The organism is Vibrio sp. 1CM2L (genome assembly GCF_023161695.1).
GTDB lineage: Bacteria > Pseudomonadota > Gammaproteobacteria > Enterobacterales > Vibrionaceae > Vibrio > Vibrio coralliirubri.
The window spans coordinates 380,600-396,501 of record NZ_JALNTT010000003.1; the positions used below are offsets into that span (position 1 = coordinate 380,600).

Genomic DNA, 15,902 nt, shown 5'->3' on the forward strand with positions numbered 1-15,902 from the left:
ATCTTGGCGTTTAAGGAAGTTTGTCTAATGTGGTTTGCAGTATTTGAATGGGGGAGGCTAGTTGGAGAAGTCAGGTTTGATTTACGGCTGTTGTTTTATTTAGGGACTACTGTTCGAAACATTTGTTCTACTCAACAAAAAGGCTTCCACATGGGAAGCCTTTGTTTATTCGTTTGTTCGAATCTTATAACTTGTCAGTCAGCTCGATTGCTTGACCGATGTAGTTCGCTGGTGTCATCTCTTTCAGGCGAACTTTCTCGTCTGCAGGGATTTCAAGACCGTCGATGAATGCACGCATGCCTTCGCCATCTACACGCTTACCACGAGTTAGCTCTTTTAGCTTCTCGTATGGCTTCTCGATACCGTAACGACGCATTACTGTTTGTACTGGTTCAGCCAGTACTTCCCAGTTCTTGTCCAGTTCAGCAAGTAGCGCTTCACGGTTAACTTCTAGCTTGCTAATACCTTTCAGAGTTGAAGTGTATGCAATGATTGCGTAGCCAACACCAACACCTAGGTTACGAAGAACCGTAGAGTCAGTTAGGTCACGTTGCCAGCGAGAAACTGGAAGTTTTTGTGCCAGGTGGCTAAATACTGCGTTAGCTAGACCAAGGTTGCCTTCAGAGTTTTCGAAGTCAATTGGGTTAACTTTATGCGGCATTGTAGAAGAACCGATTTCGCCAGCAATAGTCTTCTGCTTGAAGTGACCAAGAGCGATGTAGCCCCAAACGTCACGGTCGAAGTCTAGAAGGATCGTGTTGAAACGAGCAACAGCGTCGAATAGCTCAGCGATGTAATCGTGAGGTTCGATTTGAGTTGTGTACGGGTTCCAAGTTACGCCAAGAGATTCTGTGATGAACTCTTCGCTGAATTGGTGCCATTCAACTTCAGGGTATGCAGAAAGGTGAGCGTTGTAGTTACCTACAGCACCGTTGATTTTCGCTAGGATCTCAACGCTTTCGATTTGCTTGAATTGACGTTCCATACGGTACGCAACGTTAGCCATCTCTTTGCCCATAGTAGAAGGAGAAGCTGGCTGACCGTGTGTACGAGAAAGAAGAGGAATATCACGGTACTCGTTCGCAAGAGCTTTGATAGCATCGATTACGTTACGAATTTCTGGAAGAATCACTGTGTCACGAGCTTCTTTAAGCATCAGCGCGTGAGATGTGTTGTTGATGTCTTCAGAAGTACATGCAAAGTGAATGAATTCGTTAACTGCGTGAAGCTCAGGAACGCCAGCAACTTTCTCTTTCAAGAAGTATTCAACCGCTTTAACGTCGTGGTTTGTCGTGCGCTCAATCTCTTTGATACGCAGAGCGTCTTCTTCGCTGAAGTTAGCGGCTAGTTCATCAAGAAACTGGTTAGCTTCTGCACTGAACGCTGGTACTTCTTTGATTGCATCAGTTGCTGCAAGCTTTTGTAACCAACGAATTTCAACGATAGAGCGGTACTTTAGTAGTCCAAACTCACTAAAGATGCTGCGTAATGCAATAGTCTTACTTCCGTAACGGCCGTCTACTGGTGAAACAGCAGTCAATGCTGACAGTTCCATGGTGTTCTCCTGAATTGAGTTTTCTAAATTTTGAGAGGTTTATACCAGTAACAATCTCAATTGTCACGCACATTGCGCAATCGTTTGCGTGAGAGTTGTATTGATACAAAAAACAAGCTCGCGACGAGGCGCGAGCTAATAAATTACATTCGAGCTAGTAGGATTTGAGCCTGCTCGATCATCTTCTTGCGACCGAAGATAAGATGGCGGCGTTTACCACCAACCTGGCGCCAAAGAACAGCGCTTCGAATTCCTGACAGAAGGAGTGCACGAACTTTGTGCTGGCTCGATGTCTGTTGAAGTACCGCTGGCGTACCAGAAACCTGAATACGTGGGCCAATAGGGCTCACAACATCAAGGTAGATGCTCGCTAGGTTGCTGATCATTTGCTCGTCAAACAGATCAAAATGTTCAGTTTGGCGTTCTGCAGTTTGAATGCGATCGCCAAGCTGAGACATAGAGTCGTTACGAGAAGATAGCTTACGCTCAAGAGCCATCAAGCTGATGATGTAGCGCGTAATATCGCTACCAGCTGGAGTACTATCGATACCTTTTACTAAGCACTCAAGGCCAAGCTTTAGGTTCGCTTCACGTCCAAATACGCCCACGGTGTTCGCCGGGTTGGTATTTAAAATAGCATTGAGTGAAGCTTCGAAGGCATCTTTATCACAATGGCCGTCTTTCGCTACTTGTTGAACCAAAGCCACAGCTTGGCAAATTCCGGCGAAAGCAATAGTACGGTCATAAAGTGTATTAGCCACGTAGTAACTCCTAGTTGTCTTCTATCGTTTGTTGTTCGTCGATTTGATTAGATGCGCTTTTCGATGATACCACCACCAAGACAAACTTCGTCTAGGTAGAACACTGCAGATTGACCTGGGGTCACAGCAATCTGTGGTTCATCAAAAATAACCTTAATGTTCTCATCATCAATTGGGATGATTGTACAAGGAATATCGGTTTGACGGTAACGTGTTTTTACCGTGCATGTCATAACTTCAGTAATTGGTGTGCGATTTACCCAGTGAAGCTGAGAAGCGATCAAACCTTCTGATTTTAGAAGAGGGTGATCTTTACCTTGTACTGCGATTAGAACATTACGCTTCAGATCTTTTTCACCAACAAACCATGGTTCTTCGTTACCGCCGCCACCTTTAGTGCCGCCAATATGAAGGCCTTTACGCTGACCTAGCGTGTGGTACATCAACCCTTGGTGTTGACCAATCACTTGGCCTTCAGGAGTTTCGATGTTACCCGGTTGTGCTGGTAGGTATTTGCCTAGGAACTCAGTGAACTTGCGCTCACCGATAAAGCAGATGCCTGTTGAATCTTTCTTCTTCGCTGTGATCAAGTCTTGTTCTTCAGCAATACGTCGCACTTCTGGCTTCTCTAATTCACCGACAGGGAATAGGCTGCGTGCCACTTGATCTGAGCTTAGCGTGTATAGGAAATAGCTTTGGTCTTTGTTGCTGTCTAGACCGCGTAGCATTTCTGGTTTTACGCCAGCATCAAGCTCTTCTTGAGTTGGGAAAGTACGACGAACGTAGTGACCCATCGCAATGTAGTCTGCGTCTAGCACTTCATCCGCAAACTCTAAGAATGCTTTGAATTTGATTTCTTTGTTACAAAGGATATCTGGGTTAGGTGTACGACCTGCCTTGTACTCTTCAAGGAAGTATTCGAATACGTTGTCCCAGTATTCTGCAGCAAAGTTGATAGTGTGAAGGTGGATACCTAGTTTGTCACATACCGCTTGAGCATCAGCAAGATCTTCAGCTGCCGTGCAGTATTCTTCGTTATCGTCTTCTTCCCAGTTTTTCATGAAAAGGCCTTCTACCTGATAGCCTTGTTGCTGAAGAAGATACGCCGATACTGACGAATCTACACCGCCGGACATACCGACAATTACTTTCTTTTCGCTGTTTCCAGAGCTGATATCTGACATGTCTAAACACCGTTACTATTACTTGGTCGCAGATTCTAACAGAAAGAGAAACGCCGTGACAGATCCGAGACCGGAATCACAGTTTCATTTGCACAAATAGTGCGCTGACTTTGTTAGAGAATCGCATGAGAGCGAGGTGAGTCGCTAGGATGTCAGAAGTATATGTGGCATAGTCGCTCGAAATCCAAGACCTGAGATAAAAAAATGTCTGAACAAAACGAATTTATGCAAGAAGAAGAGCTGATTGAGATTATCGAGAACCAGCTTGAAGATGGCGAACCAGTGAAAGTGAAAGAGACGTTGATGCGTTTAATGATGACTGGCACTCCACGTGAAGAAGCAATTGCGGCTATGGCATGTGCACTGGCAATTGAAGTATTTGACGTTATGAAAAACGGCGCGGAGTTTAATCAAAAACGTTACGCAGAGCATTTGGGCATGCTGCCTGATTTAAGCTTTATGGAAGGCGAATAAAAAAAACCTTCGGCAAACGTTTGCTATAGTTTGAAAGATTGCCGCGTTAAATATAGCGCGGTAGAATCCGCCACCTATTTCCCCTTGACTTAGACTAGCCCTATGAAATTCCCTGGACAACGTAAATCAAAGCACTACTTTCCGGTTCACGCTCGTGATCCTCTAGTGAGCCAAGCTCAAAGCAGTAAAAGAATGTCACGCACTCATATTATCGGTATTGACCAAACATTGGTGGATATTGAAGCAAAGGTGAGTTCTGAACTTATTGAGAAGTATGGTTTGAGCAAGGGACATTCACTGGTTATTGGCGACGCAGCCGCTGAATCTTTATATCAAGAATTAAAAGAACAGTGCCTGATTACCAATGAATACGCTGGTGGCACAATTGGTAACACATTACACAATTACTCAGTATTGGCGGATGACCGTTCTACACTGTTAGGTGTAATGAGCCAAGATATTAAGATTGGTAGCTACGGTTACCGCTATTTATGTAATACATCAAGCAGAATGGATCTGAACCATTTACAAGGGGTAGATGGCGCAATTGGTCGCTGCTTTGCATTAATTACAGAAGACGGTGAACGTACTTTCGCAATTAGCGAAGGACAAATGAACCAATTAAAACCAGAAAGCATTCCTGAAAAAATCTTCAAAAGTGCTTCTGCTTTAGTTTTAACGGCTTATTTAGTTCGTTGTAAGCCAGGCGACCCGATGCCTGAAGCAACAATGAAAGCGATCGAATACGCGAAGAAATACGATGTGCCAGTCGTGCTTACACTAGGTACTAAGTTCGTTATTCAAGATGATCCAGAATTCTGGAAAGATTTCCTTGAGCAACACGTAACGGTTGTTGCAATGAATGAAGACGAAGCTGAAGCATTAACGGGTGAAAGCGATCCGCTTGCTGCATCAGATAAAGCGCTAGAGTGGGTAGACCTTGTTCTATGTACTGCGGGACCTGTTGGCCTATTTATGGCTGGTTATACAGAAGATGCAGCTAAGCGTGAAACGTCACTGCCTTTACTTCCAGGTTCAATTGCTGAATTCAACCGTTTTGAATTTAGCCGTCCTGCGCATAAAGATTTATGTGAAAACCCAACTAAAGTGTATTCGCACATTGCGCCATACATGGGTGGACCAGAAAAGATCAAAAATACCAATGGTGCAGGTGATGCTGCGTTATCAGCTTTATTACATGATATGGCTGCGAATAAGTACCACAAAGAAAACGTGCCAAACTCAAGTAAGCACCAACATTCATTCTTGACGTACTCTTCGTTCTCACAAGTTTGTAAATATTCTAACCGTGCTAGCTATGAAGTGTTGGTTCAACACTCTCCACGTTTATCTCGTGGCCTTCCTGAAAGAGAAGATAGCCTAGAAGAAGCGTACTGGGAAAGATAAGTTACTTTCTTTAATCAGTAGTACTATCAGTATCAGTTGGTTTCTAATACTGATAGTACAAATATAAAAAAGGCTCCGAAAGGAGCCTTTTTTGTTTCTGAATATATTGAAGTCGTAAATAATACTTTGGTCGACTTAAATATTAATTCTATTGCTTAGCGTGTAATTGATTACTCACTAAGTAAACTAAATGTTTAGATAGCAAACTCTTCTAGAGATTTACCAGCATCTAGCTGTTCTTGGATAGCTGAAGGCGTACGGCCTTGACCTGTCCAAGTCTTCTCGTCGCCGTTTGCGTCTACGTATTTGTATTTCGCTGGGCGAGGAGCGCGTTTAGCTTTTGTTGTTTTAGATTTTGCTTCACCAGAAAGTGCAGCAATAAGATCGGCAACATCAATTCCGTCTTTTGCAATTTGCTCAGCAATAGCAGAAAGCTTAGCTTCTTGCTCTGCTTTAGCAGCACGTTCTTCAGCTTCAGACTCTTGACGCTCTTGTACAACAATAGTCAGCTTGTCTAGCGCTTCTTCAAGTTGCTCAAGAGTTAATTCACGTGAGAACGCACGAAGGCTGCGGATATTTAATAGAGTTTTTGTTAATTCAGACATGATATTTTCCATCAAGGTAAACTAAATAATCTTCCTAATAATAAACAGAGCCTAGGAATAAAACAAATAGTATTTCTTCTATTACATATTTAAATATAAAAGTGAGATGAATAGTTGAAAATTCAGAGCCGTATTTCTATCGAATTTATAATAATTATTAAGATTATCTTAAAAACTGATATGTGACTGGTGGAGTAGTTAACTTATGTAGACTATTCTCTTATTGATTAGTTCATTAGCAAAAAGCTATTTTTCTCGGAATGATATGTTGCATTGTTGCTCTTGATGAGTACAATTGCGGCTACCTGATGCGAGGTATTGGTTAATTTGTTGTTAAACTCTGGTTTGCACGGTTAATAATGTTATCGCACGTAGAGGTGCAATTATAAAAAGTAACTTCCGTTGGGGTGATGCCAATGAACGGGAATGAAAGGTGTAATTGCCGAAGTAAATTGTATATCTAAGCAATTTGCTGGGGTTGTGCTCAATAGGTACAACACTGCCATAGTCTTAATTTTAAACTATGGAGCGCTACTGTAGGGTTGGGTGAAGTGTTCACTTCCCTTTCGCTTAGTTCAACATGAGCTTGGTCAGCCGTATCAAGTTTGTCTGCAGTAGATCTCTAGCCAAATAAAAAACTGGTTTTTGAAGATCATGAATTTAATAGATTTTGCAACATCACCTTTATCTTTGCTTCCGCCCCTTGTGGCTTTGAGCCTTGCTATTGTTACCCGCCGTGTATTGGTTTCTTTGGGTGTCGGTATCATCATGGGTGCGATTCTACTTGCTGACTACTCAGTAGGTAACGCAGCTAGTTACGTGTTTACTAAAGCATCTGGTGTTTTCATCGAAGATGGTGGCATCAACACTTGGAACATGAGCATCATTGCATTCCTAATTATTCTCGGAATGACAACGGCATTATTAACACTGTCTGGCGGTACTCGCGCATTCGCGGAGTGGGCACAGTCTCGTGTTAAGAGCAAACGTGGTTCAAAACTACTTGCTGCTTTCTTAGGTGTATTCATCTTTGTAGATGACTACTTTAACAGCCTAGCGGTTGGTGCTATCTCTCGTCCTGTAACAGACCGTTTCTACGTATCTCGCGCTAAGCTTGCTTATATCCTAGATTCAACGGCTGCTCCTATGTGTGTGATCATGCCTGCTTCTAGCTGGGGTGCTTACATCATCACTATCATTGGTGGCATCTTAGTGACACACGGTGTGACAGAGTATTCTGCACTGGGTGCATACGTTCGTCTTATCCCAATGAACTTCTATGCTGTATTCGCACTACTAATGGTGTTTGCAGTGGCATGGTTCGGTCTAGACGTTGGTAAGATGCGTGAGCATGAAATCGAAGCATCTCAAGGCCGTGGCTTTGAAGGCGACAACGATCAAAAGCAAGCGCACGATCTAAATGAAGAGCTAGACATCGAAGAGAGCGAAAACGGTTCAGTTTCTGATCTGGTTATGCCAATCGTATCGTTAATCGTAGCGACGGTTGCTGCGATGCTTTACACCGGTGGCCAAGCGCTTACTGCTGATGGTCAAGCATTTAACCTTCTAGGTGCGTTTGAAAACACGGATGTAGGTAAGTCACTTGTTTATGGTGGTGTTATCGGCTTAATCGTTGCTCTAGCAACTGTATTCAAACAGAAGCTGCCTATGGCAGACATCGCAAGAACGATGTGGATTGGTGCAAGCTCTATGTTTGGCGCTATCCTAATTCTTGTGTTCGCTTGGACTATCGGCTCTGTAATCGGCGACATGAAAACAGGCTCTTACCTATCGTCTCTAGTAACGGGCAGCATTGATTACCACTGGCTACCAGTTATCTTGTTCCTTCTGGCTGGCATTATGGCTTTCTCGACAGGTACATCTTGGGGTACGTTCGGTATCATGCTACCTATCGCGGGCGACATGGCTGCGGCATCTGACATCGCGCTAATTCTGCCGATGCTAAGTGCGGTTCTAGCAGGTGCTGTATTTGGTGACCACTGTTCTCCAATCTCAGACACAACGATTCTGTCTTCTACAGGTGCTCGTTGTAACCACATTGACCACGTATCGACTCAGCTTCCATACGCGTTGTCTGTGGCGTTCGTATCGTGCATTGGTTTCATTACCCTAGGTATGACATCTTCAATTGGCATCGCATTTGGCGCAGCGTCTCTAACGTTTGTGGCTGTATGTTTTGCATTGGCTTATTTCTCTCGCTGCAAAATGGCGACGTGCAAAAGCTAAAACTGAAAGCTAATCAGTAAACTATCAGGGAGGCATTAGCCTCCCTTTTTTGTGCTTGTTAATTTAATTCTAAGTTTCGTGAAAAAAGTTCGAATAAATGGTTGAAAAAGGATCTCAGCTTAGTTAGTGTGGAGATAAGAAAGCAAACAACTGAAGAGCTTATAAGTATGCGTAAATTAGTAATGAACATTCATCACCATCATCACCCTATCTAGTCTTTCGGGGAGATTTACGTATACCCGGGAGCAAGAATTCTCCCGGAGGTTAAGTCAAAGAATTTAGATTTAAACCCTCGGGATGACAAAGTCTTCCGAGGGTTTTTTAGTTTTAGCGCTTTTAAATAATCAATAAATTCAAATATTTGCACAGGGATACAGCAATGCAGACACAACGCCTAAGAATCGCAATTCAAAAGAAAGGTCGCTTAAGTAAAGAGTGCCAAGACCTACTTAAAAAATGTGGTGTTAAATTTAACATCATGGGTGAGCGCCTAGTTGTTCATTCACTAAATATGCCAATCGACTTGTTATTAGTTCGTGATGATGACATCCCAGGTCTTATCATGGATGGTGTGGTTGACCTTGGTTTCATCGGTGAAAATGAACTAGAAGAAGTTCGCCTAGACCGTGTTGCTCTAAAAGAGCCATCAGAGTTTCGCACACTACGTCGTTTAGACTTCGGTGGTTGCCGCCTTTCTATCGCAATCAACAAAGACGAAGAATACAACGGCCCACAAGATCTTGCGGGCAAACGTATTGCGACAACTTACCCACAATTACTGAAAGCCTACATGGATGAGCAGGGTGTTGAATTCAGCACTTGTATGCTAACAGGCTCGGTTGAAGTTGCTCCTCGCGCAGGTCTAGCGGACGCTATCGCAGATTTAGTTTCTACAGGCGCAACGCTAGAAGCAAACGGCCTAAAAGAAGCAGAAGCTATCTTCCAATCTAAAGCAACACTGATTCAACGTGTTGGTGAGTTCGACGCAGACAAAACTGCATTGATTGAAAAACTACTGACTCGTATGCAGGGTGTTCAACAAGCGAAAGAGTCGAAGTACATCATGCTTCACGCGCCAACATCTCAGCTAGAGCAAATCAAAGCATTACTGCCTGGTGCTGAAGATCCAACGGTTCTTCCACTATCAACAGACAAAGACAAAGTTGCCGTTCACCTAGTAAGTACAGAGAACTTGTTCTGGGAAACAATGGAACAGCTGAAAGAGTTGGGTGCAAGCTCGATTCTAGTATTACCAATCGAAAAAATGATGGGGTAGTGACGATGAGAACCGTTGTTTGGCAATCTTTAAGTGAATCACAGCAAGACTCGGTATTAGAGCGTCCAGCTATTACTGAAGGTGCAAACATCACAGCGACTGTTTCTGATGTTATTGCAAAAGTACGAAATGAAGGCGATGCCGCGCTTAGAGAGCTGACTGCAAAGTTTGATGGTGTGACTCCAGAATCTATCCGAGTCAGTTCGGGTGAGATCGAAGAGGCGTGTGCTCGTCTAACACCAGAGATGAAGCAAGCGTTAGAGCAAGCTTATAGCAACATTGCGAAGTTTCACGAAGCTCAAAAGCCTCAACCGATTAAGGTTGAGACACAGCCTGGTGTTGTGTGTGAGCAAGTGACGCGCGCTATTAATACTGTTGGCCTTTATATTCCAGGTGGCAGTGCGCCACTTCCGTCAACGGTTCTTATGTTAGGTGTTCCCGCTCAAATTGCAGGTTGTCGTAAGGTTGTACTTTGTTCACCTCCGCCAATCGCTGATGAAATCTTGTATGTCGCTAAGCTTTGTAAGATCGACGAGGTTTACAACGTTGGTGGTGGTCAAGCGGTGGCTGCAATGGCTTACGGTACTGAGAGTGTGGCTAAGGTCGATAAGATCTTTGGCCCAGGTAACGCGTACGTAACGGAAGCTAAGCGTCAAGTGAGCAATGACTTCCGCGGCGCGGCGATTGATATGCCTGCGGGCCCGTCTGAAGTGTTAGTGATTGCCGATGAAACTGCAGATGCAGACTTCATCGCGGCGGATTTGTTGAGCCAAGCAGAGCACGGTCCTGATTCTCAGGTTGTCCTAGTAACACCATCTCCAGTGGTGGCAGACCAAGTAACAGAAGCGGTTCAGAAGCAATTGAAAGAGCTGTCTCGTGCGAACATCGCTCAGCAAGCATTGGCTTCAAGCTTAATCATCATTGCTGAATCGCTCACTCAAGCGATTGCGATTTCGAACTTCTACGGCCCTGAGCACTTGATCGTTCAAACCAAGAATCCACGTGAATTGCTGCCATTGTTAGACAATGCAGGTTCAATCTTCCTGGGTGACTGGTCTCCAGAATCTGCAGGTGACTACGCATCAGGCACAAACCACGTTCTTCCGACTTACGGTTATACCAAGACGTATTCAAGCCTAGGTTTGGCTGATTTCTCTAAGCGAATGACGGTGCAAGAGCTAACAGCTGACGGCTTGAAACGTCTAGCGCCAACAGTAGTAACAATGGCGGAAGCCGAAGGCTTGGATGCACACAAACGCGCTGTGACCATCCGAGTTGAAAAGTTAAATAAAGCGAAATAAGGGTAGGGCATGGAAAAGTTAGCAAGAAAACAAGTTCAGGCTCTGACACCTTACTTGTCTGCAAGACGCATCGGTGGCAGCGGAGATGTATGGTTGAACGCCAACGAATCTCCGTTTGATAACGAGTACAACCTGAACTTGTCTCGTCTTAACCGTTACAGCGAGTGTCAGCCAAAAGAACTGATTGACGCTTACGCTCAATACGCAGGCGTGAAATCAGAGCAAACTCTGACAACGCGTGGTGCTGACGAAGGTATTGAATTACTGATTCGTGCTTTCTGTGAGCCGAACGAAGACGCTATTCTTTACTGCCCACCTACTTACGGTATGTACGCAATCAGTGCAGAGACGATTGGTGTTGAGCGTAAGGTTGTGCCTCTGACGTCTGAATGGCAATTGGATCTTCCAGCTATTGAAGCTCAACTCGACAACGTAAAAGTGGTGTTTGTTTGTAGCCCAAATAACCCAACCGGAAATTTGGTTGATCGTAAAGACATCATCAAGTTGCTTGAAATGACTCAAGACAAAGCGATTGTGGTGATGGATGAAGCGTATATCGATTTCTGTCCAGAAGCGTCAACCGTTGATTTGCTTGAGCAATATCCAAACCTAGCGATTCTGCGCACCTTGTCGAAGGCCTTTGCTTTGGCGGGCTTACGTTGTGGCTTTACGCTAGCGAATAAAGAGCTTATCGATGTACTGTTGAAAGTGATTGCGCCTTATCCTGTGCCAATCCCTGTTGCTGATATTGCCGTTCAAGCACTTTCAGAGCAAGGACTAGCGCGAGCTAAGTTCCAAGTTCTGGATTTAAGTGCTAACCGAGCGTATTTACAGGCGGGTCTATTAGGCATGCCTCAAGTGACGGTTTTTGATGGCTGGGGTAACTACTTACTGGTGAAATTCCCGAACGGCGATGAGTTATTTAAAGCAGCTTGGGATACGGGCATTATTTTGCGTAATTCACCTATTGAAGACTGTGTTCGTATTAGTATTGGTAACCGCGAAGAGTGCGAAAAGACACTTGGATTCATTCGTAACTTTTATCAGTAACGAAAGGCTTACCAGTAATAACATTTGCCAGTTTGATTTGATTAATCGCAGGCTGGCAAGTGAAACCAATATTTTGGGTTAGCGTTTGATTTTTGCTAGGCCACCAGATTTAAAATTAAAAGGAAGTTCAAGTGAGTAAACAACAGAAAATACTTTTTATAGACCGTGACGGCACCTTAATTGTTGAGCCGCCAGTTGACTTTCAAGTAGACCGTTTAGACAAGCTAAAATTCGAACCGCTAGTGATTCCTAGCCTGCTTGCTTTGCAAGATGCTGGTTACCGCTTAGTGATGGTCACTAACCAAGATGGCCTAGGTACCGATAGCTACCCACAAGAAGATTTCGATGCGCCACACAATATGATGATGGAGTTCTTCGAATCTCAAGGCGTTAAGTTTGACGACGTGCTTATTTGCCCTCACTTTGACGAAGACAACTGCTCTTGCCGCAAGCCTAAACTGGGTATGGTTAAAGAGTACCTACAAGGCGGTAAAGTCGATTTCCAACACTCTGTTGTGATTGGCGACCGAATGACGGATCTTCAACTGGCAGAGAACATGGCTATCCGCGGTATTCAATATGGCCCGGATGCGGAAACTGAAGGAACGCTTAACTGGCCACAAATCGTTAAAGATCTGACGGTTAATGCGCGTATTGCTGAAGTAGTTCGTACCACTAAAGAAACCGATATCAAGGTTGCAGTAAACCTTGATGAAACCGGTGGCAACAAGATCGATACCGGCATGGGTTTCTTCGACCACATGCTTGATCAAATCGCGACACACGGTGGTTTCCAAATGAACCTGACTGTGAAGGGCGACCTGCACATCGATGATCACCACACAGTAGAAGATACCGCTCTTGCTCTAGGCCAGGCATTGAAAGATGCACTAGGCGACAAACGTGGTATTGGCCGTTTTGGTTTCAGCCTACCAATGGATGAGTGTTTGGCTCAGTGTGCGCTAGACCTTTCTGGCCGTCCATACCTGAAGTTCGATGCTAAATTCAGCCGCGATCAAGTGGGTGATCTTTCAACAGAGATGGTGGTTCACTTCTTCCGTTCTCTAACTGATACATTGGCTTGTACGCTGCACCTGTCTTCTGATGGCAATAATGATCACCACATCATTGAGAGCCTGTTCAAAGCGTTTGGCCGTACTCTTCGCCAAGCAATCAAAGTTGAAGGTAATGAGTTACCAAGCAGCAAAGGCGTTCTGTAAGGGATCGGTATGAAAGAGCAAAAAGTCGTTATCATTGATACGGGTTGTGCCAACGTTTCATCGGTGAAGTTTGCGATTGAACGTCTGGGCTACGCAGTTGAAATTTCAAAAGAACCAGAAGTAGTTCTTGCTGCCGACAAGCTATTCCTACCCGGTGTAGGTACAGCAAGTGAGGCTATGAAGAACCTGCAAGAGCGTGACCTTGTTACCCTTGTGAAGCAAGTAGAGAAGCCTCTGCTAGGTATCTGTTTAGGTATGCAGCTGTTAGGCAAACTGTCTCAAGAGAAAGGCCAAAAGGCTGACGAGTTAGTTGAATGCTTAGGTTTGTGTGATGGTGAAGTTCGTTTACTTGAAACGGGCGACTTGCCATTACCACACATGGGTTGGAACACCGTCACCGCAACACCTAATCACCCTCTATTTAAAGACATTGAAGAAGGCGAATACTTCTACTTTGTTCATAGCTTCGCAATGCCAGTGGGCGACTACACAATCGCACAATGTGATTACGGTAATCCGTTCACTGCGGCGGTTCAAAGTGGTAATTATTATGGTGTTCAGTTCCACCCAGAGCGATCTTCGAAAGCTGGATCTAAGCTGATTCAGAACTTCTTGGAATTGTAATAAGGATTAGGCAACGGCTAACGTTGCCATATAAGGAATGTAAATGATTATTCCCGCGTTAGATTTAATTGAAGGCCAAGTAGTTCGCTTATTCCAAGGAGACTACGGGCAAGTAACAGAATACAAAGTAGACCCAGCAGAGCAGTTTAATCTGTATCACCAAGCTGGCGCTGGCTGGCTGCACCTTGTCGACTTAACGGGCGCAAAAGACACAACGGCTCGTCAACTTGACCTTATCGCAAAGCTACTTGCGAGTACGTCTGCCAATATCCAAATTGGTGGTGGTGTTCGTAATGAGCAAGATGTGGTCGACTTACTTGAAGCTGGCGCACAGCGCGTTGTGGTTGGTTCTACAGCCGTTAAGCAACCTGAGTTGGTCAAAGGTTGGATGGAGAAGTACGGCGCGGAAAAAATCGTGTTAGCTTTGGACATCAACATCGACGAAAGCGGCACACGTAAAGTGGCGATTTCAGGTTGGCAGGAAGATTCAGGAGTGACTATTGAAGCGCTAATTGAAGACTACCTCACGGTTGGCCTTAAACACGTTCTGTGTACCGATATTTCACGTGATGGCACGCTAGAAGGATCAAACGTAGAGCTTTACGTTGATCTTTGTAAGCAGTACCCACAAGTTCAGTTCCAATCATCGGGCGGCATTGGCAGCCTAGCTGATATCGAAGCGCTTAAAGGCAGCGGTGTTGCTGGAGTGATTGTGGGGCGCGCGCTACTTGATGGTAAGTTTACCACAGAGGAGGCATTTGCATGTTGGCAAAGCGAATAATCCCTTGTTTGGATGTCCGTGATGGACAGGTTGTTAAGGGCGTTCAGTTCCGCAACCACGAAATTATTGGTGACATCGTTCCGCTAGCACAACGCTATGCAGAAGAGGGCGCTGATGAACTGGTATTTTACGATATCACCGCATCAAGCGATGGCCGTGTTGTCGACAAGAGCTGGGTAAAACGCGTAGCTGAAGTGATCGATATTCCTTTCTGTGTGGCTGGTGGTATTAAATCAGCAGAAGATGCAGCGCGCATTCTTGAGTTTGGTGCAGATAAAGTATCGATCAACTCACCTGCACTGGCTAACCCTGAACTGATCACTGACCTTGCTGATAAGTTTGGCGTGCAGTGTATCGTTGTCGGCATCGATTCATACTTCGATAAAGAAACCGGTAAATATCAGGTTTACCAATTCACTGGCGATGAAGCGCGTACTAAAGCAACCAAATGGGAAACCAAAGATTGGGTGCAGGAAGTACAGAAGCGTGGCGCAGGTGAGATTGTGTTAAACATGATGAACCAAGATGGCGTTCGTAACGGCTACGACATCGATCAGTTAAACATGGTGCGTGAAGTGTGTAATGTGCCATTGATTGCCTCTGGTGGCGCTGGCGCGATGGAGCACTTTGCTGAAGCCTATAAGAAGACCAACGTGGATGGAGCGCTAGCGGCTTCGGTATTCCACAAGCAAGTCATCAATATTGGTGAACTTAAACAATATTTAAAACAACAAGATGTAGAGGTGCGACTATGAGTTTTGAAACCGCAAGCTTATCAAAAACAGAAGTAGGCGCATTGTCAGAGCGTATTAACTGGGAAAAAGTCGATGGCTTAGTGCCAGCTATTGTTCAAGATTACCAATCGAGCCAAGTGTTAATGATGGGATACATGAACCCAGCAGCACTTGAGAAAACCGGTGAAACAGGCAATGTGACGTTTTTCTCTCGCACCAAAGAGCGTCTTTGGACGAAAGGTGAAACGTCGGGCAACGTATTGCAACTGCAAAACATCGCCTTGGACTGTGACAGCGACACCTTACTGGTTAAAGTTAATCCCATTGGCCCAACGTGCCACACAGGTACAACAACATGTTGGGATGGAGACAAGCAAGAAGAGTCTCAGATGGTGTGGCTTCATCAGCTTGAGCAGCTACTGGCTGCCCGCAAGGACGCAGACCCTGAATCTTCTTATACTGCCAGTCTATATGCCCGTGGCACCAAGCGTATTTCGCAAAAAGTGGGCGAAGAAGGCGTTGAAGTCGCGCTTGCGGCGACGTCGGGCGATAAGGCGGAATTAGTGTGTGAATCAGCAGATTTGATTTATCACTTGATGGTTCTTTTACAAGACCAAGGCTTATCGATGAACGATGTGGTGAACAAATTAAAAGAGCGCCATAAGTAAGCTCTGTTGAGATTA

At 44.7% G+C, this 15,902-nt stretch carries 15 protein-coding genes, 1 riboswitch and 1 other annotated feature; of the genes, 11 read left to right on the top strand and 4 right to left on the bottom strand.

Going from position 1 to position 15,902, the window contains the following annotated elements:
- Positions 1–184 precede the first annotated feature (184 nt).
- The 3 genes from purB to mnmA form a co-directional block, all read right to left on the bottom strand.
- The gene (purB, locus tag MSG34_RS11765; RefSeq protein ID WP_019822492.1) at positions 185–1,555 is read right to left on the bottom strand and encodes an adenylosuccinate lyase; all 1,371 of its coding nucleotides are present in this window, start codon (positions 1,553–1,555) and stop codon (positions 185–187) included.
- Positions 1,556–1,698: 143 nt separating this feature from the next.
- Positions 1,699–2,316, bottom strand: a complete 618-nt coding sequence (gene hflD / locus MSG34_RS11770; protein ID WP_019822494.1) for a high frequency lysogenization protein HflD — start codon at positions 2,314–2,316, stop codon at positions 1,699–1,701.
- 47 nt (positions 2,317–2,363) lie between these two features.
- Positions 2,364–3,500, bottom strand: coding sequence for a tRNA 2-thiouridine(34) synthase MnmA (gene mnmA / locus MSG34_RS11775; protein WP_017068076.1), 1,137 nt, complete (start codon positions 3,498–3,500; stop codon positions 2,364–2,366).
- Positions 3,501–3,704: 204 nt separating this feature from the next.
- Between mnmA and MSG34_RS11780 the strand changes: the two genes are divergently transcribed.
- Both MSG34_RS11780 and MSG34_RS11785 read left to right on the top strand, forming a co-directional pair.
- Positions 3,705–3,974, top strand: a complete 270-nt coding sequence (locus MSG34_RS11780) for a hypothetical protein (protein ID WP_010439986.1) — start codon at positions 3,705–3,707, stop codon at positions 3,972–3,974.
- 102 nt (positions 3,975–4,076) lie between these two features.
- The gene (locus MSG34_RS11785; RefSeq protein ID WP_017065317.1) at positions 4,077–5,381 is read left to right on the top strand and encodes an inosine/guanosine kinase; all 1,305 of its coding nucleotides are present in this window, start codon (positions 4,077–4,079) and stop codon (positions 5,379–5,381) included.
- Between the two features lie 194 nt (positions 5,382–5,575).
- Here the strand turns inward: MSG34_RS11785 and MSG34_RS11790 are convergent, their stop codons facing one another.
- A complete protein-coding gene (locus tag MSG34_RS11790; RefSeq protein ID WP_017060262.1) occupies positions 5,576–5,986 on the bottom strand; it encodes an H-NS family nucleoid-associated regulatory protein in 411 nt (136 codons plus the stop codon).
- A 364-nt stretch (positions 5,987–6,350) separates the two neighbouring features.
- A riboswitch (Lysine riboswitch) is annotated at positions 6,351–6,528 on the top strand.
- A gap of 112 nt (positions 6,529–6,640) precedes the next feature.
- Here MSG34_RS11790 and MSG34_RS11795 point away from each other — a divergent pair.
- From MSG34_RS11795 to hisIE, 9 genes are all read left to right on the top strand, one after another.
- Positions 6,641–8,233 (top strand): Na+/H+ antiporter NhaC family protein, encoded by a 1,593-nt coding sequence (locus tag MSG34_RS11795; protein ID WP_050645092.1) that lies wholly within the window; start codon positions 6,641–6,643, stop codon positions 8,231–8,233.
- Positions 8,234–8,423: 190 nt separating this feature from the next.
- Positions 8,424–8,559, top strand: a sequence feature (His leader region).
- Between the two features lie 53 nt (positions 8,560–8,612).
- Positions 8,613–9,509 carry an ATP phosphoribosyltransferase gene (gene hisG / locus MSG34_RS11800; RefSeq protein ID WP_029223418.1) on the top strand — a complete coding sequence of 299 codons (897 nt, stop codon included), beginning with the start codon at positions 8,613–8,615 and terminating at the stop codon, positions 9,507–9,509.
- Complete coding sequence (hisD, locus tag MSG34_RS11805) at positions 9,509–10,810, top strand: histidinol dehydrogenase (protein ID WP_248337525.1); 1,302 nt, start codon at positions 9,509–9,511, stop codon at positions 10,808–10,810. The genes hisG and hisD overlap by 1 nt, the downstream gene beginning before the upstream one ends.
- Positions 10,811–10,819: 9 nt before the next feature.
- Positions 10,820–11,860 (top strand): histidinol-phosphate transaminase, encoded by a 1,041-nt coding sequence (gene hisC, locus MSG34_RS11810; RefSeq protein ID WP_048609393.1) that lies wholly within the window; start codon positions 10,820–10,822, stop codon positions 11,858–11,860.
- Positions 11,861–11,991: 131 nt separating this feature from the next.
- Positions 11,992–13,080, top strand: a complete 1,089-nt coding sequence (gene hisB, locus MSG34_RS11815; protein ID WP_248337526.1) for a bifunctional histidinol-phosphatase/imidazoleglycerol-phosphate dehydratase HisB — start codon at positions 11,992–11,994, stop codon at positions 13,078–13,080.
- Between the two features lie 9 nt (positions 13,081–13,089).
- Complete coding sequence (gene hisH, locus MSG34_RS11820) at positions 13,090–13,704, top strand: imidazole glycerol phosphate synthase subunit HisH (protein ID WP_017060268.1); 615 nt, start codon at positions 13,090–13,092, stop codon at positions 13,702–13,704.
- Positions 13,705–13,747: 43 nt separating this feature from the next.
- Positions 13,748–14,485: a 1-(5-phosphoribosyl)-5-[(5-phosphoribosylamino)methylideneamino]imidazole-4-carboxamide isomerase gene (gene hisA, locus MSG34_RS11825; protein ID WP_248337528.1), complete on the top strand. Its 738-nt coding sequence runs from the start codon at positions 13,748–13,750 to the stop codon at positions 14,483–14,485.
- Complete coding sequence (gene hisF, locus MSG34_RS11830; protein WP_048609396.1) at positions 14,467–15,240, top strand: imidazole glycerol phosphate synthase subunit HisF; 774 nt, start codon at positions 14,467–14,469, stop codon at positions 15,238–15,240. Before hisA ends, hisF begins: the two co-directional genes overlap by 19 nt.
- Entirely contained in the window at positions 15,237–15,887 is a 651-nt protein-coding gene (hisIE, locus tag MSG34_RS11835) for a bifunctional phosphoribosyl-AMP cyclohydrolase/phosphoribosyl-ATP diphosphatase HisIE (RefSeq protein WP_009848800.1), read from the top strand. The genes hisF and hisIE overlap by 4 nt, the downstream gene beginning before the upstream one ends.
- The last annotated feature ends 15 nt before the right edge of the window (positions 15,888–15,902 follow it).